Origin of the sequence: Stutzerimonas azotifigens DSM 17556 (genome assembly GCF_000425625.1) — a bacterium.
In the GTDB taxonomy this organism is placed as follows: Bacteria; Pseudomonadota; Gammaproteobacteria; order Pseudomonadales; family Pseudomonadaceae; genus Stutzerimonas; species Stutzerimonas azotifigens.
This window is the reverse complement of sequence record NZ_KE384416.1, coordinates 92,970-108,803: the sequence shown is the minus strand read 5'-3', so window position 1 is coordinate 108,803 and position 15,834 is coordinate 92,970. Positions and strand designations below refer to the sequence as shown.

The window sequence follows — 15,834 nt, the reverse complement described above, 5'->3', positions numbered from 1 at the left end:
CGCGAGGGCGCGCAATCCACGGGGTTCAGGTAGGCAACTCCGCTCTTGTGGGAGGCCCGACCCGGGGCGAGCTTGCCTAAGTGAACAGCATTACCCTGGTATCCGGCTCTTTGGGTGTCGATGTGTCTCGGGGTGGGCTGAAGCGGAACGCCGCCCGGCCCACCCTGCGGGCTTCGCGCTGTGGTCTCCGGGCGAGACCAGAGCAGGGAGGCGACATGCGGGACGCAATCTGACCCGCTTCAGATCGGCAGGGCGATGTAGAAGATGGTGCCGTGGCCGATGCGCGAGTGTACGCCGATCCGCCCGCCGTGCAGCTGGGCGATTTCCTTGCACAGCGCCAGGCCGAGGCCGGCGCCGCCGCGGCGGCGGCCGATCTGCACGAAGGGCTCGAAGATGCGTGCCTGCTGGCTGTAGGGAATGCCCTCGCCGTTGTCTTCCACGCTGAGGATCACCCGCTCGCCATGGCGCCGCGCCAGCAGGCGGATCTCGCCGCCGTCGGGGGTGTGGCGCAGGGCGTTGCTCAGCAGGTTGTCGAGCACCCGCTCGATCTGCTGGCGGTCGAGCAGCAGGCTCGGCAGCGGCGGCTGCAGTTCCAGGCCCAGTTCGATGCGGTGCTCGGCGGCCTGCGGCAGGAAGCGCTGGCGCGCCTGTTCCAGCAGCTCGGCGATGTCGCAGGGCATCAGTTGCAGTTTCTGCTGGCCGCTCTGGTAGCGGGAGAAATCCAGCAGGTCGTTGATCAGCCGCACCAGGCGCTGCATTTCCTCGTGCACCGTGGTCAGCAGGTCGGCCTCGCGGCTGTTCTCGGCGAACTTGATGCGTTCGCGCAGCAGGCTGAAGGCCATCTGCATGCCGGTCACCGGCGTGCGCAGTTCGTGCGAGGCGCGCAGCACGAACTCGTTGCGCACCCGTTCGAAGGTGCGCTGGTCGGTGACGTCGTGCAGCACCATCACCGCGCCGCTGATGCGCCCGTCGTGGTGGCTGACCGGGCTCATGCGCCAGGCCAGCAGGCGCCGCTCGCCGTCGGCCTCGATCGACAGGTCCTGCGGCGGGGCGGACAGCGGCTGGTCGTCGAGCACCTGGCGGGCGGCGTCGTCGAGTTCGGGATAGCCCAGCGCCTGGCCGAGGCTCGAGCCCAGGTGCTCGGTTTCCCACGCCAGCTGGCGCTGGGCGACCGGGTTGGCGTGTTCCAGCCGACCCTCGCGGTCGATGATCAGCAGGCCGTCGTCGATGCTGTCGAGCAGCGCCTGCAGGCGCTGCTGGCCGTTGACCAGCGCTTCGACATTGGTCTGCTTGAAGCGGTGCAGCGCCTGGGCCATCAGCGCGAAGCGGCCGATCAGCAGCGACAGCTCGGCGATCGGCGAGGTCGGCAGGGCGACGTCGAAGTCGCCGCGGCCGATGCGGTCGGCGGCCACCGAGAGCTTTTCGATCGGGTCGCCGAAGCGGCGCGCGAAGCTGTGTGCGGTGATGAAGCCGATCAGCAGCACCGCCACGCCGGTCAGGCCGAGCACGCCGGCCAGCAGCACGGCGCGTTCGCGGCCCTGGATCTCGGTGTCGCGGATCTGGTCGTAGGCCGACTGCTGCATGTCCACCACCAGGTGGCGCACATGGTTGAAGGCCTGGCTCACCTGCTCGTCCTCGCGGGGCGTCCAGGGCTGCTGCTCGGTGAGGTCGATTTCCCGGGTGAAGGCGGCGAAGGCTTCGGCGGCAGCCAGGTAGGCCTGGCGATCGGCCTCGTCGTTGGCTTCGGCCAGCCCCTCGGCCAGGGCCTGCTGGAAGGCCTCGCGGCTCTCGACCAGCGCCTCGGCGTCGTTGCCCTGGCGCAGCAGGATGGCCATGTGCGTGCCCAGCGCCTGGCGCATCTTCTGGCCGGTCTCGATGACCCCGAAGCTGTTGCGGATCAGGTGCTCCTGGCTGCGTGCCATGTGCACCACGCTCACCAGCGCCAGCAACAGGCCGAGCAGCGCCACCGTCATCAGGGCGGAGAACCCGAGGAACAGGCGGGTTCTCAGCTTCATCTGCAGCTTCATAGGCCGTACTGCTTGCGCTTCCGATAGAGCGTCGAGGCGTCGATGCCGAGGGTGCGGGCGGCCTGTTCCAGCGTCTCGCTGGCAGCAAGCACGCCGGCGATGTGGGCCTTTTCCAGCTCTTCCAGGCTCATCGGCTCGCCGATCCGTGGCGCGTTGCTGGTGACCTGCTCGCCGAGCCCCAGGTGACTCACGTCGATCATCGGCTGCGGGCAGATGATGCTGGCGCGTTCGACCACGTTGCGCAGCTCGCGGATGTTGCCCGGCCAGCGGTAGGCGCGCAGCGCCGAGACGGCGGCGTCGCTGAAGCCGCGCGCCGGGCGGCCGTAGTTCTTCACGAAGTGGGCGAGGAAGCGCTCGGCCAGGGCGACGATGTCTTCCGGCCGCTCGCGCAGCGGCGGCAGGGTCAGGGTGATGACGTTCAGGCGGTACAGCAGGTCCTCGCGGAATTTGCCCTCGCGCACCATTTCCTCGAGGTTGAGGTTGGTCGCCGCGAGGATCCGCACGTCGGCGCGGCGGGTCACCGGGTCGCCGACGCGCTCGTATTCCTTGTCCTGGATGAAGCGCAGCAGCTTGGGCTGCAGCGCCAGCGGGAAGTCGCCGATCTCGTCGAGGAACAGCGTGCCGCCGTCGGCCTGGTTGACCCGGCCGAGGGTGCTCTCGGTGGCACCGGTGAAAGCGCCGCGGTTGTGGCCGAACAGCTCGCTCTCCATCAGGTCGGCCGACAGTGACGGGCAGTTGATGGTGACGAAGGCCTTCTTCGCCCGCCGACTCCAGGTGTGGATGGCATGCGCCAGCTCGCCCTTGCCGGTGCCGGACTCGCCGAGGATGAGGATGTTGGCATCGGTGTCGGCGACCTGCCGGGCGGTTTCCAGCACGCCCATCATCATCGGGCTGTTGGAGCCGAGCGCGTCGCTGCGCTTCTGCATCTCGCCTTCCAGCGCCTCGAGGCGGGCCGCCATCTGCCGCACCTCCAGCTGCTTGGCCGCGGCCAGGCGCAGCTGTTCGGGGCTGCACGGCTTGACCAGGTAGTCGGCGGCACCGGCCTGCATGGCATCGACCGCGGTGTCCACCGCCGAGTGCGCGGTGACGATCACCACCCGCATCCAGGGTGCCACCACGCGCATGTGCGCCAGCACGTCGAGGCCGTTGTCCTCGCCCAGGCGCAGGTCGAGAAAGCACAGGTCGAAGACCTGGCGCTGCAGGATCGATTCGGCCTGGGCGGCGCTGGCCGCTGTCACCACGGTGTAGCCGCGGTCTTCCAGGCAGTAGCGAAAGGTGCGGAGAATCGCGGCTTCGTCATCCACGAGCAGGATGCGACCGCTGAGTTCCGGCGTCTGGTCCATGAGGGCTCCGGTGAGGGCATGCCTGTCGGCGGGGCGGGTGAAGGGCACGGCGATGCCGGTCAGCGAACGACGGGGCGGGCACGCCTGAACCGTGCCTCGGCAATCGTTGTCGTCTGACCAGACGTCGCGGGCGCTTTCACGCAGCCCAACGCAAGTGCAGGCGGGTTGGGTTGTTGCAAGGGCGCACCTTAACGCGTCGGCGGGTCTGTGCCCACCTTGGCTGGCGCCCTGCTTAGTCTACGAAATGCCGTGCAAGTTGCACGATGACAGCGACGAGAGTGCAACAGCCCTCATCGGCGGCCGCCTGGCCTGGCCGATCGGGCCGAAACCACGCCACCGCGGCCGCTCGACAGCCAGTCGGAAAAGGCCCGGACGATGGCCGCTGCGCGGGCGGTTCGGGGCTGTGCGAGGTCCAAGTCGATAGGCTCGTCGTCGAGCACCGATCCACCAACGACCGGGAGAACCCCATGAATCCTGCCATGACCCACCTGAACGAACTCATCGAGATCACCCGTGACGGCCAGCGCTTCTACCAGCACGCCATGGACGAGGTGAAGGATCCCGAGCTGTGCAAGCTGTTCCGCGACATGGCCCAGGCGAAAATCCAGATCATCCAGGCGCTGAGCGTGAAGGTCGCCGCCAACAACGAGCAACCCTCGCAGGACGGCACGCTCAGCGGCCGCATGCGCCAGCTGTATGCCGACACCAAGGCTCATCTCGGCAACGAGAACGCCACCTACGTGGCGCAGCTGGAGGAAATGGAGGACCGCATCCTGCACGCCTTCGAGGACGCACTAAAGGACGCGGAACCCGACGTACGGGCGCTGCTGGCCATCGAGCTGCCGAAGATCCGCGCCTGCCACGACCGCATGCGCAGCCTCAAGCAGAGCCTTGCCTGAGGGGCACCGGGACAGGGACGTCCTGTCTTGCAATTTGCAATGAGGCGCAGGCGGCATCGTGCAAGTTGAGTCCGGGGTTGATTCGTTATGCTTCAATAACCTATTGAAAATAAAGTGAAAATCTTTCAAAGACGAGCTGGCACAGGCCGTGCAATACCTTCTGTAAATCGCCCAGTACCGACGTAATCGCACAGAAGGAGTTGAGGAATGTTCCGCCCCGCCAGCTTTTCCCTAGCCAGCAAAGCTTTCCTCACCGCCGCCGTGGTCACCCTGATTTTCGGTGCCGACCGACCGATGTCGCAACCGCTCAGCCAGGCGCAGCGCGACTCGGTGGAACGAATTCGGCTCTACGACGCTCAACCGGTCAAGCTCGCGCAGGACAACGTTCTGCAACCGGGCTCCATGACCCAGGTTGGCGGATCGCAGCGCTGGGTGTTTTGACTGATGGAGAGTTCGTATGTGGATCGTCAGTGCCTCGATGCTGCTTATCTCGACCTGCCTGCTGGTGAGCCTGCTGGCCAGTCTTGCCTACGCCGGCCATGCCTTCGTCGAGTCGCGCAAGGGAGGCCTGACGCCGCCATCTCCCCATGCCGGCAAGGACGCAGTGAATCGCGCCTGACCGCCACGCGCGGCGAGGCCGAGCCGTTCCAAACCCGAGAGGAGAACTACCATGCTGAGTTGGGCCATTACCTTTCTGATCATCGCCATCATCGCTGCCGTGCTGGGCTTCGGTGGCATCGCCGGAACCGCGACCGGAATCGCCAAGATCTTGTTCGTGGTGTTCCTGGTGCTGTTCGTGGCTTCGCTGATCTTCGGCCGGGGACGCGGGCCGCGGGTCTGAATGCCTGACTGACGAGCGCCGCCCGGGATGGGCGGCCTTAAGGCTGCAGGGAGCGCACCTTTTTCGGCGAGTGCATCGGCACTTGCCCGGAAATCGGAAACGGCGCCGGTCGTGCCGTTCCGAAGCAGACACCCCGGACCGGGGTGGACCAAGGGGTCGGGTTGTACTGCATCGAGCGGTACGACCTAGGGGTACAGGGAGTACCTCCGCAATAGCGGACCAGGTTCGGCAGGGCTGTGGCCGGAGCGGTGAAACCTTTCCCGCTCCGGCCGACGGCTTGGCATCTTCCTCGGCATGCCCCGTCCCGGTGGCCATGCCTCCCCCTTGATTTCGTTACCTTCGCGCATCGCCTCGTGCCGCTCACGGCCGCGCCGTGACCCTGGCGTGCCCGGCAGCTATCATCGCCGCCTGCACTTTCGGGAGATGCGCATGCTCAATGGCCTCTGGCTGGGGTTCTTCGTCGTCGCCGCGGTGGCCTCGCTGGCGCGCTGGCTGATCGGCGGCGACCCGGGCGTGTTCGCGGCGCTGGTGGAAAGCCTGTTCGGCATGGCCAAGCTGGCGGTCGAGGTGATGATCGTCCTGTTCGGCACCCTGACGCTGTGGCTGGGCTTCCTGCGCATCGCCGAACAGGCCGGGCTGGTGGAACTGCTGGCGCGGTTGCTCGGGCCGCTGTTCCGCCGGCTGATGCCGGAGGTACCGGCCGGGCACCCGGCGCTCGGCCTGATCACCCTGAACTTCGCCGCCAACGGCCTGGGGCTGGACAACGCGGCCACGCCCATCGGCCTGAAGGCCATGCGCGCGCTGCAGGAGCTCAACCCGTCGAGCACCACGGCGAGCAATGCGCAGATCCTGTTCCTGGTGCTCAACGCCTCCTCGCTGACGCTGTTGCCCGTGTCGATCTTCATGTACCGCGTGCAGCAGGGTGCGGACGACCCGACCCTGGTGTTCCTGCCGATCCTGCTGGCGACCAGCGCCTCGACCCTCGCCGGCCTGCTCAGCGTCGCGCTGGTCCAGCGCCTGCGCCTGTGGGACCCGGTGGTGGTCGCCTACCTGATCCCCGGCGCACTGCTGCTCGGCGCCTTCATGGCGCTGCTCGCCGGGCTCTCGGCGACGGCGCTGGCGGCATTGTCCTCGCTGCTCGGCAACCTGGTCCTGTTCGGCCTGATCCTCGCCTTCGTGGTAGTCGGCGCGCTGCGCAAGGTGCCGGTCTACGAGGCCTTCGTCGAGGGCGCCAAGGAAGGCTTCGACGTGGCCCGGAGCCTGCTGCCCTACCTGGTGGCGATGCTGGTGGCGGTCGGCGCCCTGCGCGCATCCGGCGCGCTGGACTTCGGCCTCGACGGCATCCGCTGGCTGGTCGAGGCGCTCGGCTGGGACACCCGCTTCGTCGACGCGCTGCCGACCGCGCTGGTCAAGCCGTTCTCCGGCAGCGCGGCGCGGGCGCTGCTGATCGAGACGATGCAGAACCATGGCGTCGACAGCTTCCCGGCACTGGTCGCGGCGACCATGCAGGGCAGCACCGAGACGACCTTCTACGTGCTGGCCGTGTACTTCGGCGCGGTGGGCATTCAGCGCGCACGCCATGCGGTCGGCTGCGCGCTGCTGGCGGACCTGGCCGGGGTGATCGCGGCCATTTCGGTGTGCTACTGGTTCTTTGGCTGACGTGTTAGGCGCGCACGGCGCGCCAACGGATGGCTGAGCCCGCAGGGCGGGGCCGATGTCGAGGCAGGCCTGTAGGAGCGACCTCGGTCGCGAACCGGGCCCGCACGTTGCCGCGTACCGACGCTGAAACAACTCCCTCTCCCTCCGGGAGAGGGTTGGGGGGAGGGCGCTGTGCACGCTTCCCTCATCCGGCCCTGCGGGCCACCTCCTCCCGGAGGGAGAAGGGAAAAGCCCGCCGCCAGGAGCTTCGATGAACACCTGCAGGAGCAGGCGCTACCTGCGACCTGGCGGGGTATCGTTTGCGGTGAAGCTCGGTTGTCCGAAGCTTCCGAGAAAAAAGAGCCCGCCTGGCGGCGGGCTAAAGCGTGGAGCGTTGCCAGAGCCTGAACATCGGCTCGGCGAGGAACATGACGAGGAACAGCCTCAGCACCTGCAACGCCGTCACCAGCGCCACCGACAATTGCAGCGCCTCCGCCGTCAGGCACAGCTCGGTGATGCCGCCCGGCATCATGCCAAGCATCAGCGAGGTCTGGTCGAGGGTCGCCAGCCAGCCGAGCGCCTCGGCCAGGCCGGCGGCGGCGAGCATCGCCAGCAGGGTGAACAGCAGGATGCGCACGAGGAAGGTCGGTGCGGCGCGGAAGAACGGCCGGTCGAAGTGGCAGCCCAGCGAGCAGCCGATCAGCCATTGCCCCAGCGCGCCGGCCCAGGCCGGCAGGCCGATGTGCAGGTCGAAGGCCACGCTGCCGATCGCGCAGGCGGTCAGCGGCCCGAGCATCCAGGGGTTGGGCTGGCCGAGCCGTTGCCAGAGCATCGCCAGCAGGCCGCCGGCCGGCAGCAGCAGCGCCAGCCAGAGGGCGTCCACCGGCGCCCGCGGCGGCGGCGGTATCGGCGGCAGGCTCCAGGTGAACAGCGCCGGGATGATCAGCACCACCAGCAGCAGCCGCAGGCTGTGCGCCGCCGCCACCCGCGCCGGCTCGGCGTCGTGCCGGTTGGCCAGGTTGACCATCTCGCTGGCCCCGCCGGGCATGCTGGCGAAGAACGCGGTGGCGCGGTCGGTGCCCGAGCGCAGCAGGATGAAGATGCCGATCAGCCCCAGCAGCAGGGTGCCGACCGCGCCGGCGAGGATCACCCCGAAGTGGCGCAGCACCTCGGTCATCACCTCGCTGGTGAAATGCAGGCCGATGGCACTGGCGATGATCCACTGGCCGGCCTGGCGCCCGCGCGGCACCTCGGTCACCAGCCAGCCGGCGCAGCGCACGCCGATGACCGCCAGCAGCGAGCCGATCATCCACGGCAGCGGCCAGTTGGCGAGGGTGGCCAGCCAGCCGCCGACCGCCCCCACCAGCGGGGTGCCCCACCAGCGCGGCAGGTTGCCGACCGTCATGGTGCCGGATGGGTTTCGGCGGCCGTCTCGCGCACCCGGCGGCGGGTGTTGCGCCACCAGCGCAGCCCCGGCAGCGCCAGCATCAGCGCGGCCAGCGCCCAGAGCGCGAGGGTGATCGGGCTGCCCCAGAGGATGCCGAGCTCGCCGTTGGAGATCGACAGGGCGCGGCGCAGGTTGTCTTCCATCATCTCACCGAGTACGAAACCGAGGATCAGCGAGGATAACGGGAAATCCAGCTTGCGCAGGATATAGCCGAACACGCCGAGGCCGATCATCAGCACCAGGTCGAAGGTGGTGCTGTGCACCGCGTAGACGCCCACCAGGCTGACCACCGCGATGGCCGGCACGAGAATCCAGTTCGGCACCGCCAGCATGCGGGCGAACAGCCCCACCAGCGGGATGTTCATCAGCACCAGGATGACGTTGCCGATGAACAGCGAGGCGATCAGGCCCCAGACCACGTCCGGCTGCTGCTCGAACAGCAGCGGGCCGGGAGTGATGTTGTACAGCGTCAGCGCGCCGATCATCACCGCGGTGGTGCCCGAGCCCGGCACGCCGAGGGTCAGCATCGGGATCAGCGAGCCGCAGGCCGAGGCGTTGTTGGCTGCTTCCGGCGCCGCCACGCCGCGCAGGTCGCCGTCGCCGAAGCGCCCCTTGTCGCCGGCCATGCGCTTCTCGGTCATGTAGGTCATGGCGCTGGCGATGGTCGCCCCGGCGCCGGGCAGGGTGCCGATGACGAAGCCGGCCACGGCGCTGCGCAGCATGGTCCAGACGGTCTGGCCGAATTCCTTGAAGTTGAACAGCATGCGCCCGCTGGCCTTCACCGCCTGCTGGCCGGCATGGGTGTTCTCCAGCATCAGCAGGATCTCGCTGACCGAGAACAGGCCGATCACCACGATGACGAACTGGATGCCGTCGGACAGGCTGACGCTGCCGAAGGTGAAGCGATACACGCCGGTGGTGGCGTCCACCCCGACGGTCGCCAGGCCGAGGCCGATCAGCGCCGACATCAGCGTCTTGACCGGCTTGTCGCCGACCATGCCGCCCAGGCAGGCGATGGCGAAGATCATCAGCACGAAGTACTCCGCCGGGCCGAAGGCCACCGCCCAGTCCGCCAGCAGCGGGGCGAACAGCACCACGCCGCAGGTGGCGATGATGCTGCCGATGAAGGAGCTGATCGCCGACAGCGACAGGGCGATCCCGGCCTTGCCCTGCCGGGCCAACGGATAGCCGTCGAGGGTGGTCATGATCGCCGCGGCATCGCCCGGCACGTTGAGCAGGATGGCGGAGATGCGCCCGCCGTATTCGCAGCCCAGGTACACCGCGGCGAGCAGGATCAGCGCGGTTTCCGGCGGCAGGCCGAGGGCGAAGGCGATCGGCAGCAGCAGCGCCACGCCGTTGATCGGGCCGAGGCCCGGGAGCAGGCCGACCACGGTGCCGACGAAGGCGCCGAACAGCGCCACCAGCAGGTTGGTCGGGCGCAGGGCGACGTCGAAGCCCTGCATGAGGAAGTTCAGGGTTTCCATGTCAGCCCTCCATCAGCTCGAGCACGCCAAGCGGCAGCGGCACGTCGAGCAGGCGATCGAACAGGACGTACAGCAGCACGCCCATGAGCAGGCCGCTGACGGCGCTGGGCAGCAGCCGGCCGTTGAACAGCAGGCCCATCGCGAAGCCGGCCAGCGCGGTGCTGAGTACGAAGCCGAGCGGCTCGAACAGCAGCGCGTAGGCGAGCAGCGCGACGATGCACAACAGCACCTTGCGCGCCATCGCCCAGTCGATGGCCGGGGTCGGCTCGCCCTTGGGCTTGACCAGCAGCCAGAGCGAGCCCGCCGCCATCAGCGCGAGCAGCAGCAGGGGGTAGGCGCGCGGGCCCACCGGGTCGTAGGCGAAGGGCGCCTCGAAGCTCCAGGCGAGCACGGCGAGGCCGGCGCAGGCGAGCAGCCAGATCGCCGCGAACAGACGAACGTACATGTGATCCTCCGATATGCCCTCTCGCCGGCAGCGGCTCAGGGCAGACGCGGGGCGCGTCGCAGGCCCAGCCCTCTCCCGAAGGAGAGGGGGTCGGCAGCGCTTACTTGACCAGGCCGAATTCCGCGGCGAGGGCCTTGTAGTCCTGCACCTGCTTGTTGACGAAGGCGGTCAGCTCGTCGCCGGTCAGGGTCAGCGGGAACAGGTCGCGTTCGGTGCGCAGGCGGTCGAAATCCTCGTCGGCGAGCAGCTTGTCGAACTGGCCTTTCCACCAGTTGAAGTCTTCGTCGCTGACCTTCGGGCCCATGTAGAAGCCGCGAATCACCGGCCAGGTGATGTCGTAGCCCTGTTCCTTGGCGGTGGGGATCTCGGCCAGCTTGCCCGGCAGGCGCTCGTCGGAGAGCACCGCGAGGATACGGATCTTGCCGGCCTCCAGCTGCGGGGTGACTTCGCCGAGGCCGCTGGAGGTGACCTGCACGTGGCCGCCGAGCATGGCGGTGAGGGTCTCGCCGCCGCCCTCGAAGGCGACGTAGCGCAGCTTCTTCGGATCGACGCCGGCGGCGCGGGCGATCAGCGCGGTCTGCATCCAGTCCTGGCCGCCGATGGTGGCGCCGGCACCGAAGACCACCGAGGCGGGGTCCTTCTTCACCGCGGCGATCAGTTCGTCGAGGTTCTGGTAGGGCGCGTCGGCGCGCACCGAGATGGCGCCGTAGTCGGTGCCGATGCCGGCCAGCCAGCGTACCGCGGTCTCGTCGTAGCGGCCGAACTTGCCCTGCGCGAGGTTGAGCAGCGAGCCGCTGGAGAAGGCGGTGATGGTGCCGGGTTCGTCGGCGCGCTGGGCGACCACCGCGTTGTAGGCCACCGCCCCGACGCCGCCGGGCATGTAGGTGACGCGCATCGGCGATTCGAGCAGGCCCTCGTCCTTCAGGCCGCTCTGGGCCAGCTTGCAGGTCAGGTCGAAACCGCCGCCGGGCTTGGCCGGAGCGATGCATTCGGGACGTTTGGGTTCGGCCATCAGCTGGGTGGACAGCAACAGGCAGGAGGACAGCGCGGCAATGCGGCTGAGCTTCATGGGGAGTCTCCTCTTTGTTTTTGTTGTGTGGCAGCGGACTGCCGATGGATGAGCCGGTCATCCGTATGCCTAGGCTAGAGCGCCAAGCTTTCGCCATCCTTTCAGCCATGCAGGGCCAGCAGAGGAGCACGGCGAGAGGCTACACTGCGCCGGTCTTTCATGCCCCCGGAGGCGGCAATGCGCATTCTGCTGGTCGAGGATCACCCCCCGCTCGCCGAGAGCGTGGCCCAGGCGTTGCGCGCCGCCGGCTGGACCGTCGACCTGCTGGCCGACGGCGTGGCCGCCGACCTGGCGCTGTCCAGCGAGGACTACGCGCTGGCGATCCTCGACGTCGGGCTGCCGCGGCTCGACGGCTTCCAGGTGCTGGCGCGCCTGCGCGAGCGCGGCAGGACCCTGCCGGTGCTGATGCTCACCGCCCGCGGCGAGGTGAAGGACCGGGTGCACGGGCTCAACCTCGGCGCCGACGACTACCTGGCCAAGCCCTTCGAACTGTCCGAGCTGGAGGCGCGGGTCAAGGCGCTGCTGCGGCGCAGCCTGCTCGGCGGCGAACAGCAGCAGCGCTGCGGTCCGCTGGTGTACGACCTCGGCACCCGGCGCTTCGCCCTCGACGGCGCGCCGCTGGCGCTGACCTCGCGCGAGCAGGCGGTGCTGGAGGCGCTGATCGCCCGGCCCGGGCGGGTGATGAGCAAGGACCAGCTGGCCGCCCAGGTGTTCGGCCTGGACGAGGACGCCAGCGCCGACGCCATCGAGATCTACATCCACCGGCTGCGCAAGAAGCTCGAGGGCAGCCCGGTGCGCATCGTTACCTTCCGCGGCCTCGGCTACCTGCTCGAGGCGCCGGAAGGCACGGACGCCGCGCCGTCGCGGGGCCACTGATGGCGCGTACGATCGGCAGCCTGCGCGGCCGCCTGCTGAGCCTCCTGGCGCTGCTGCTGGCGCTGCTGATGGCGTTCAGCGGCTGGAGCGCCTACTGGAACGGCCGCGCCGCCGCCGACAGCGCCTACGACCGCACCCTGCTGGCCTCGGCGCGAGCCATCGCCGACGGACTGATCAGCCAGAACGGCGAGCTGCGCGCCAACGTCCCCTACATCGCCCTCGACACCTTCGCCTACGACAGCGCCGGGCGCATCTTCTACCAGGTGCTGGGTCCGGCCGGGCAGCTGGTGTCCGGCTACGAGGGCCTGCCGGAGCCGCCGCCGGGCACCCCGCGCACCGACGACTATCCGGCCCTGGCGCGCTTCTACGACGGCGAGTACAAGGGCCTCGGCGTGCGCCTGGTGAGCCTGCTGCAGCCGGTCAGCGAGCCGGAGGTCAATGGCATCGCCGAGATCCGCGTGGCCGAGACGCTCGGCGCCCGCGAGCGCATGGCCCGCGGGCTGCTGACCGACACCCTGTGGCGCATCGGAGTGCTGGCGATCGCCGCGCTGGCGCTGGTCTGGCTCGCGGTATCCGCCGCGCTGCGCCCGCTCGGGCGTCTCAGCGAGGCGGTGGAGGAGCGCCAGCCGGACGACCTGCGGCCGCTGCCGATGGTCGACGTGCACCGCGAGCTGAAGCCGCTGGTGGAGGCGCTCAACCACTTCACCGAGCGCCTGCGCCGACAGTTCGAGCGGCAGGCGCAGTTCATCGCCGACGCCGCCCACGAGCTGCGCACGCCGCTGGCGGCGCTGAAGGCACGGATCGAGTTGGGCCTGCGCGAGCAGTCGCCAGCGCGCTGGCGGCAGACGCTGGAGGAAAGCGCGGCACACACCGAGCGGCTGACCCACCTGGCCAACCAGCTGCTGTCGCTCGGGCGCATCGAGAGCGGTGCCCAGGCCATCGCCGAGGGCGGCGCGCAGCGCCTGGACCTCAGCCGGCTGGCACGCGAGCTGGGGCTGGCGATGGCCGCCCTGGCCTACAAGCGCGGCATCGCCCTGGCGCTGGAGGCCGAGCGCCCGGTGTTCGTCCACGGCGAGCCGACCCTGCTCAACGAGCTGCTCAGCAACCTGGTGGACAACGCCCTGGCGCACACCCCGGCGGGCGGCAACGTGGTGCTGCGGGTGCAGGCGCCGGGCGTGCTCGAGGTGGAGGATGACGGCCCCGGCATTCCGCCCGGCGAGCGCGACAAGGTGTTCGCCCGTTTCTACCGCCGCGACACCCAGGGGCCGGGCGCCGGGCTCGGGCTGGCGATCGTCGGCGAGATCGTCCGCGCACACCGCGCCTCGATCACTCTGGACGAAGGCGCGCAGGGCGGCCTGCGGGTCAGCGTACGGTTCCCGGACGGTGGCGCCGACTGACGGTCAGGCCGGCATCCCGGTTTCGCGCGCGCTGCGCAGGCACCAGCGCGCGTCGCTGCCGCCCATGCGGCGGAACAGCCGTTCCAGCTCGGCCGGCGGGCGCGGCCGGCTGAACAGGAAGCCCTGGGCCAGCGCGCAGTCCTCGCCGGCGAGGAAGGCCAGGTGCGCGGGCTGCTCGACGCCCTCGGCGATCACTTCCAGGTGCAGGCTGCGGCCGAGGCCGATGATCGCCCGGCTGATCGCCTGCAGGTCGGCGTCCTCGGCGACGCCGCCGATGAAGCTCTTGTCGACCTTGAGGATGTGCAGCGGGAAGCGCTTGAGGTAGCCGAGCGAGCTGTAGCCGGTGCCGAAGTCGTCGAGCGCCAGGCGCACGCCCAGGTCGGCCAGTTCGCGCAGGCAGGCGAGGGTCTGCGGGCAGTCGCGCATCAGCTGGCTCTCGGTGAGTTCGAGGACCAGGCTCGCCGGCGGCAGGCCGGTCTCGCGCAGGATGTCGGCCACGCGCGCGGCGAAGGCCGGCTGCAGCAGCTGCCGGTTGGACAGGTTGACCGAGCAGCGCAGCGTGGTCAGCCCGGCCTGCTGCCAGGCGAGCACCTGCCGGCAGGCGGTGCGCAGGACCCAGTCGCCGACCGTGACGATTTCCCCCGACTCCTCCAGCACCGGAATGAATTCCTGCGGCGACACCAGGCGGCCGTCCTGGCGCCAGCGCAGCAGCGCCTCGACGCCGACGACGCTCGGCTGGTCCGGGTCGAGCCGGCAGATCGGCTGGTAGTGCAGCTCGAACTCGTGCTTCTGCAGGGCCTGGGCCAGCGCGCTCTCCAGGTTCAGGCGCCGCTGCGCCACCGCCTGCAGCTCCTCGCTGTAGCGGGCGAACTGCGCCTTGCCGGCCTCCTTGGCGCGGTACAGCGCCAGGTCGGCCGCCTGCAGGGCGTCCAGCGGCTGTCCGCCATCGAGCAGCGGGGCGATGCCGATGCTGGCGCCGACCACCAGGGTGCGTTCGCCCAGCTGCAGCGGGTGGTGCAGGGCGTCGAGCATGCGCTGGGCGACCTGCTCGGCGTCGGCCAGGTGGGCGAGATCGTCGAGCAGCGCGACGAACTCGTCGCCGCCGAAGCGGATCAGGTGGTCGCCGGGCCGCAGGCAGGCGGCCAGGCGCCGCGCCACCTTCACCAGCACCTGGTCGCCGACCGCGTGCCCGAGGCTGTCGTTGATCAGCTTGAAGCGGTCGAGGTCGACGAACAGCAGCGCGCTCTCCCGCGCGCCCGGCCGCTGGCGCCGCTCCAGCGCCTGGTGCAGCAGCTCGTCGAGGCGCAGGCGGTTGGCCAGGCCGGTCAGCGGGTCGTGGCGGGCGGCATGGCTGAGCTCCTCGGCGGCGGCACGGCGCTGGCTGATGTCGGTCTGCGAACCGGCCATGCGCCGGTGCCCGCGCCGGTCGTTCTCGGCGACGCCGCGCACCAGCACCCACAGGTAGCTGCCGTCGTGGCGGCGGATGCGGTATTCGTGGCTGAGCCAGGGGCTGTGCCCGGCCAGGTGCGCCTGGATCGCCTGGCGCAGGCCCGGCAAGTCGTCCGGGTGCACCCGCTCGAACCAGCCGGCGCAGCCCTCGCCGAGGGTGTCGCGCGACAGCCCGAGCATGCCCGCCCAGCGCGAGGAGACGTACAGCCGGTCGTGGCCGATGTCCCAGTCCCAGATGCCGTCGTTGGCGCCGCGCAGGGCGCGGGCGAAACGCCCCTTGCTGTCCTCCAGCGCCTCGCGCTGGACGGCGCCGTAGGTGTCGATGGCCAGCCCGAGGTCGAAGAACACCGCCTTGAGCAGGCTGCCGTACAGCAGCCGGGCCTCGTCCGCCGGGCGCTGGCCATCGAACACCGCGTCGAGCATGCCGTCGAGGTACAGCCGGTAGGCGCCCAGGTACCACTTCAGGTCCAGGCCGACGCGCTGGTGCACGACGCCGATGTTCAGCCGGTCGAGCACGTAGTCGCGGTCGTAGGGGCCGCGCCACAGGCGTTCGTAGTAGTCGAGCTGGCTGTGCTTGAGCTGCATTACCCGACGCGGGTCCTGGAGCAGCGCGGCCAGCGGCTCGAAGCGCGCCAGTTCCTCGTACAGCGTTTCGATGAATTGCCGCTGAGCCGGCTCGGTGGCATCGGCGGCGGCGGCCAGGCGCGCCGCGTCGGCGTCGCTCCAGTGCAGGAAGCGGCAGCGGGTGGCGGCCTCGGCGAGGTCGAGCCCGATCCGTCGGCAGAGATCCAGCAACTCCTGTTCGTTCAGCATGCACGCTCCTGTGAGGGCGCAGCCGCCTGCGGCCGCGTCCGGACGTCTACCGCAGTGGATCGATGATGCGGGCGCCGGGCAGGGCCGTGGCGCGTCCGGCGGCGAA

Annotated in this window: 14 protein-coding genes; 7 read left to right on the top strand and 7 right to left on the bottom strand. The window is 69.6% G+C overall.

Translation table 11 applies throughout. The annotated features are described in order from the left end of the window. Positions 1-239 precede the first annotated feature (239 nt). A complete protein-coding gene (locus tag H610_RS0119115; protein WP_028241154.1) occupies positions 240-2,027 on the bottom strand; it encodes a KinB sensor domain-containing domain in 1,788 nt (595 codons plus the stop codon). Further along, positions 2,024-3,370 carry a sigma-54-dependent response regulator transcription factor AlgB gene (algB, locus tag H610_RS0119110; RefSeq protein ID WP_028241153.1) on the bottom strand — a complete coding sequence of 449 codons (1,347 nt, stop codon included), beginning with the start codon at positions 3,368-3,370 and terminating at the stop codon, positions 2,024-2,026. Before algB ends, H610_RS0119115 begins: the two co-directional genes overlap by 4 nt. A 467-nt stretch (positions 3,371-3,837) precedes the next feature. Here algB and H610_RS0119105 point away from each other — a divergent pair, with 467 nt between their 5' ends. The 5 genes from H610_RS0119105 (at position 3,838) to H610_RS0119085 (ending at position 6,769) form a co-directional block, all read left to right on the top strand. Beyond that, the gene (locus tag H610_RS0119105) at positions 3,838-4,269 is read left to right on the top strand and encodes a PA2169 family four-helix-bundle protein (RefSeq protein ID WP_028241152.1); all 432 of its coding nucleotides are present in this window, start codon (positions 3,838-3,840) and stop codon (positions 4,267-4,269) included. Positions 4,270-4,476: 207 nt separating this feature from the next. Beyond that, positions 4,477-4,710: a hypothetical protein gene (locus tag H610_RS25840; RefSeq protein ID WP_043239073.1), complete on the top strand. Its 234-nt coding sequence runs from the start codon at positions 4,477-4,479 to the stop codon at positions 4,708-4,710. Between the two features lie 16 nt (positions 4,711-4,726). Continuing rightward, positions 4,727-4,888 carry a hypothetical protein gene (locus tag H610_RS25730; RefSeq protein WP_161630484.1) on the top strand — a complete coding sequence of 54 codons (162 nt, stop codon included), beginning with the start codon at positions 4,727-4,729 and terminating at the stop codon, positions 4,886-4,888. A 51-nt stretch (positions 4,889-4,939) separates the two neighbouring features. Then, a complete protein-coding gene (locus tag H610_RS25195) occupies positions 4,940-5,110 on the top strand; it encodes a DUF1328 domain-containing protein (protein ID WP_003282841.1) in 171 nt (56 codons plus the stop codon). A gap of 429 nt (positions 5,111-5,539) precedes the next feature. Beyond that, positions 5,540-6,769: a nucleoside recognition domain-containing protein gene (locus H610_RS0119085; RefSeq protein WP_028241151.1), complete on the top strand. Its 1,230-nt coding sequence runs from the start codon at positions 5,540-5,542 to the stop codon at positions 6,767-6,769. Between the two features lie 358 nt (positions 6,770-7,127). On the opposite strand, the gene H610_RS0119080 is transcribed toward H610_RS0119085, so the two are convergent. The 4 genes from H610_RS0119080 to H610_RS0119065 form a co-directional block, all read right to left on the bottom strand. After that, a complete protein-coding gene (locus H610_RS0119080; RefSeq protein WP_028241150.1) occupies positions 7,128-8,153 on the bottom strand; it encodes an AbrB family transcriptional regulator in 1,026 nt (341 codons plus the stop codon). Next, a complete protein-coding gene (locus H610_RS0119075) occupies positions 8,150-9,679 on the bottom strand; it encodes a tripartite tricarboxylate transporter permease (RefSeq protein WP_028241149.1) in 1,530 nt (509 codons plus the stop codon). The genes H610_RS0119080 and H610_RS0119075 overlap by 4 nt, the downstream gene beginning before the upstream one ends. A 1-nt stretch (position 9,680) precedes the next feature. Further along, on the bottom strand, positions 9,681-10,124 hold the full coding sequence (locus H610_RS0119070; RefSeq protein WP_043239069.1) for a tripartite tricarboxylate transporter TctB family protein: 444 nt from the start codon (positions 10,122-10,124) through the stop codon (positions 9,681-9,683). Positions 10,125-10,224: 100 nt separating this feature from the next. Further along, a complete protein-coding gene (locus H610_RS0119065) occupies positions 10,225-11,193 on the bottom strand; it encodes a Bug family tripartite tricarboxylate transporter substrate binding protein (protein ID WP_028241147.1) in 969 nt (322 codons plus the stop codon). A 177-nt stretch (positions 11,194-11,370) separates the two neighbouring features. On the opposite strand from H610_RS0119065, the gene H610_RS0119060 reads away from it, so the two are divergent. Both H610_RS0119060 and H610_RS0119055 read left to right on the top strand, forming a co-directional pair. Next, positions 11,371-12,069 (top strand): response regulator, encoded by a 699-nt coding sequence (locus tag H610_RS0119060; protein ID WP_028241146.1) that lies wholly within the window; start codon positions 11,371-11,373, stop codon positions 12,067-12,069. Continuing rightward, a complete protein-coding gene (locus H610_RS0119055) occupies positions 12,069-13,466 on the top strand; it encodes a sensor histidine kinase (protein ID WP_028241145.1) in 1,398 nt (465 codons plus the stop codon). Before H610_RS0119060 ends, H610_RS0119055 begins: the two co-directional genes overlap by 1 nt. Before the next feature lie 3 nt (positions 13,467-13,469). Here H610_RS0119055 and H610_RS24225 read toward each other — a convergent pair whose 3' ends face one another. Beyond that, positions 13,470-15,728, bottom strand: coding sequence for a putative bifunctional diguanylate cyclase/phosphodiesterase (locus H610_RS24225; protein WP_084166507.1), 2,259 nt, complete (start codon positions 15,726-15,728; stop codon positions 13,470-13,472). Positions 15,729-15,834 lie beyond the last annotated feature (106 nt).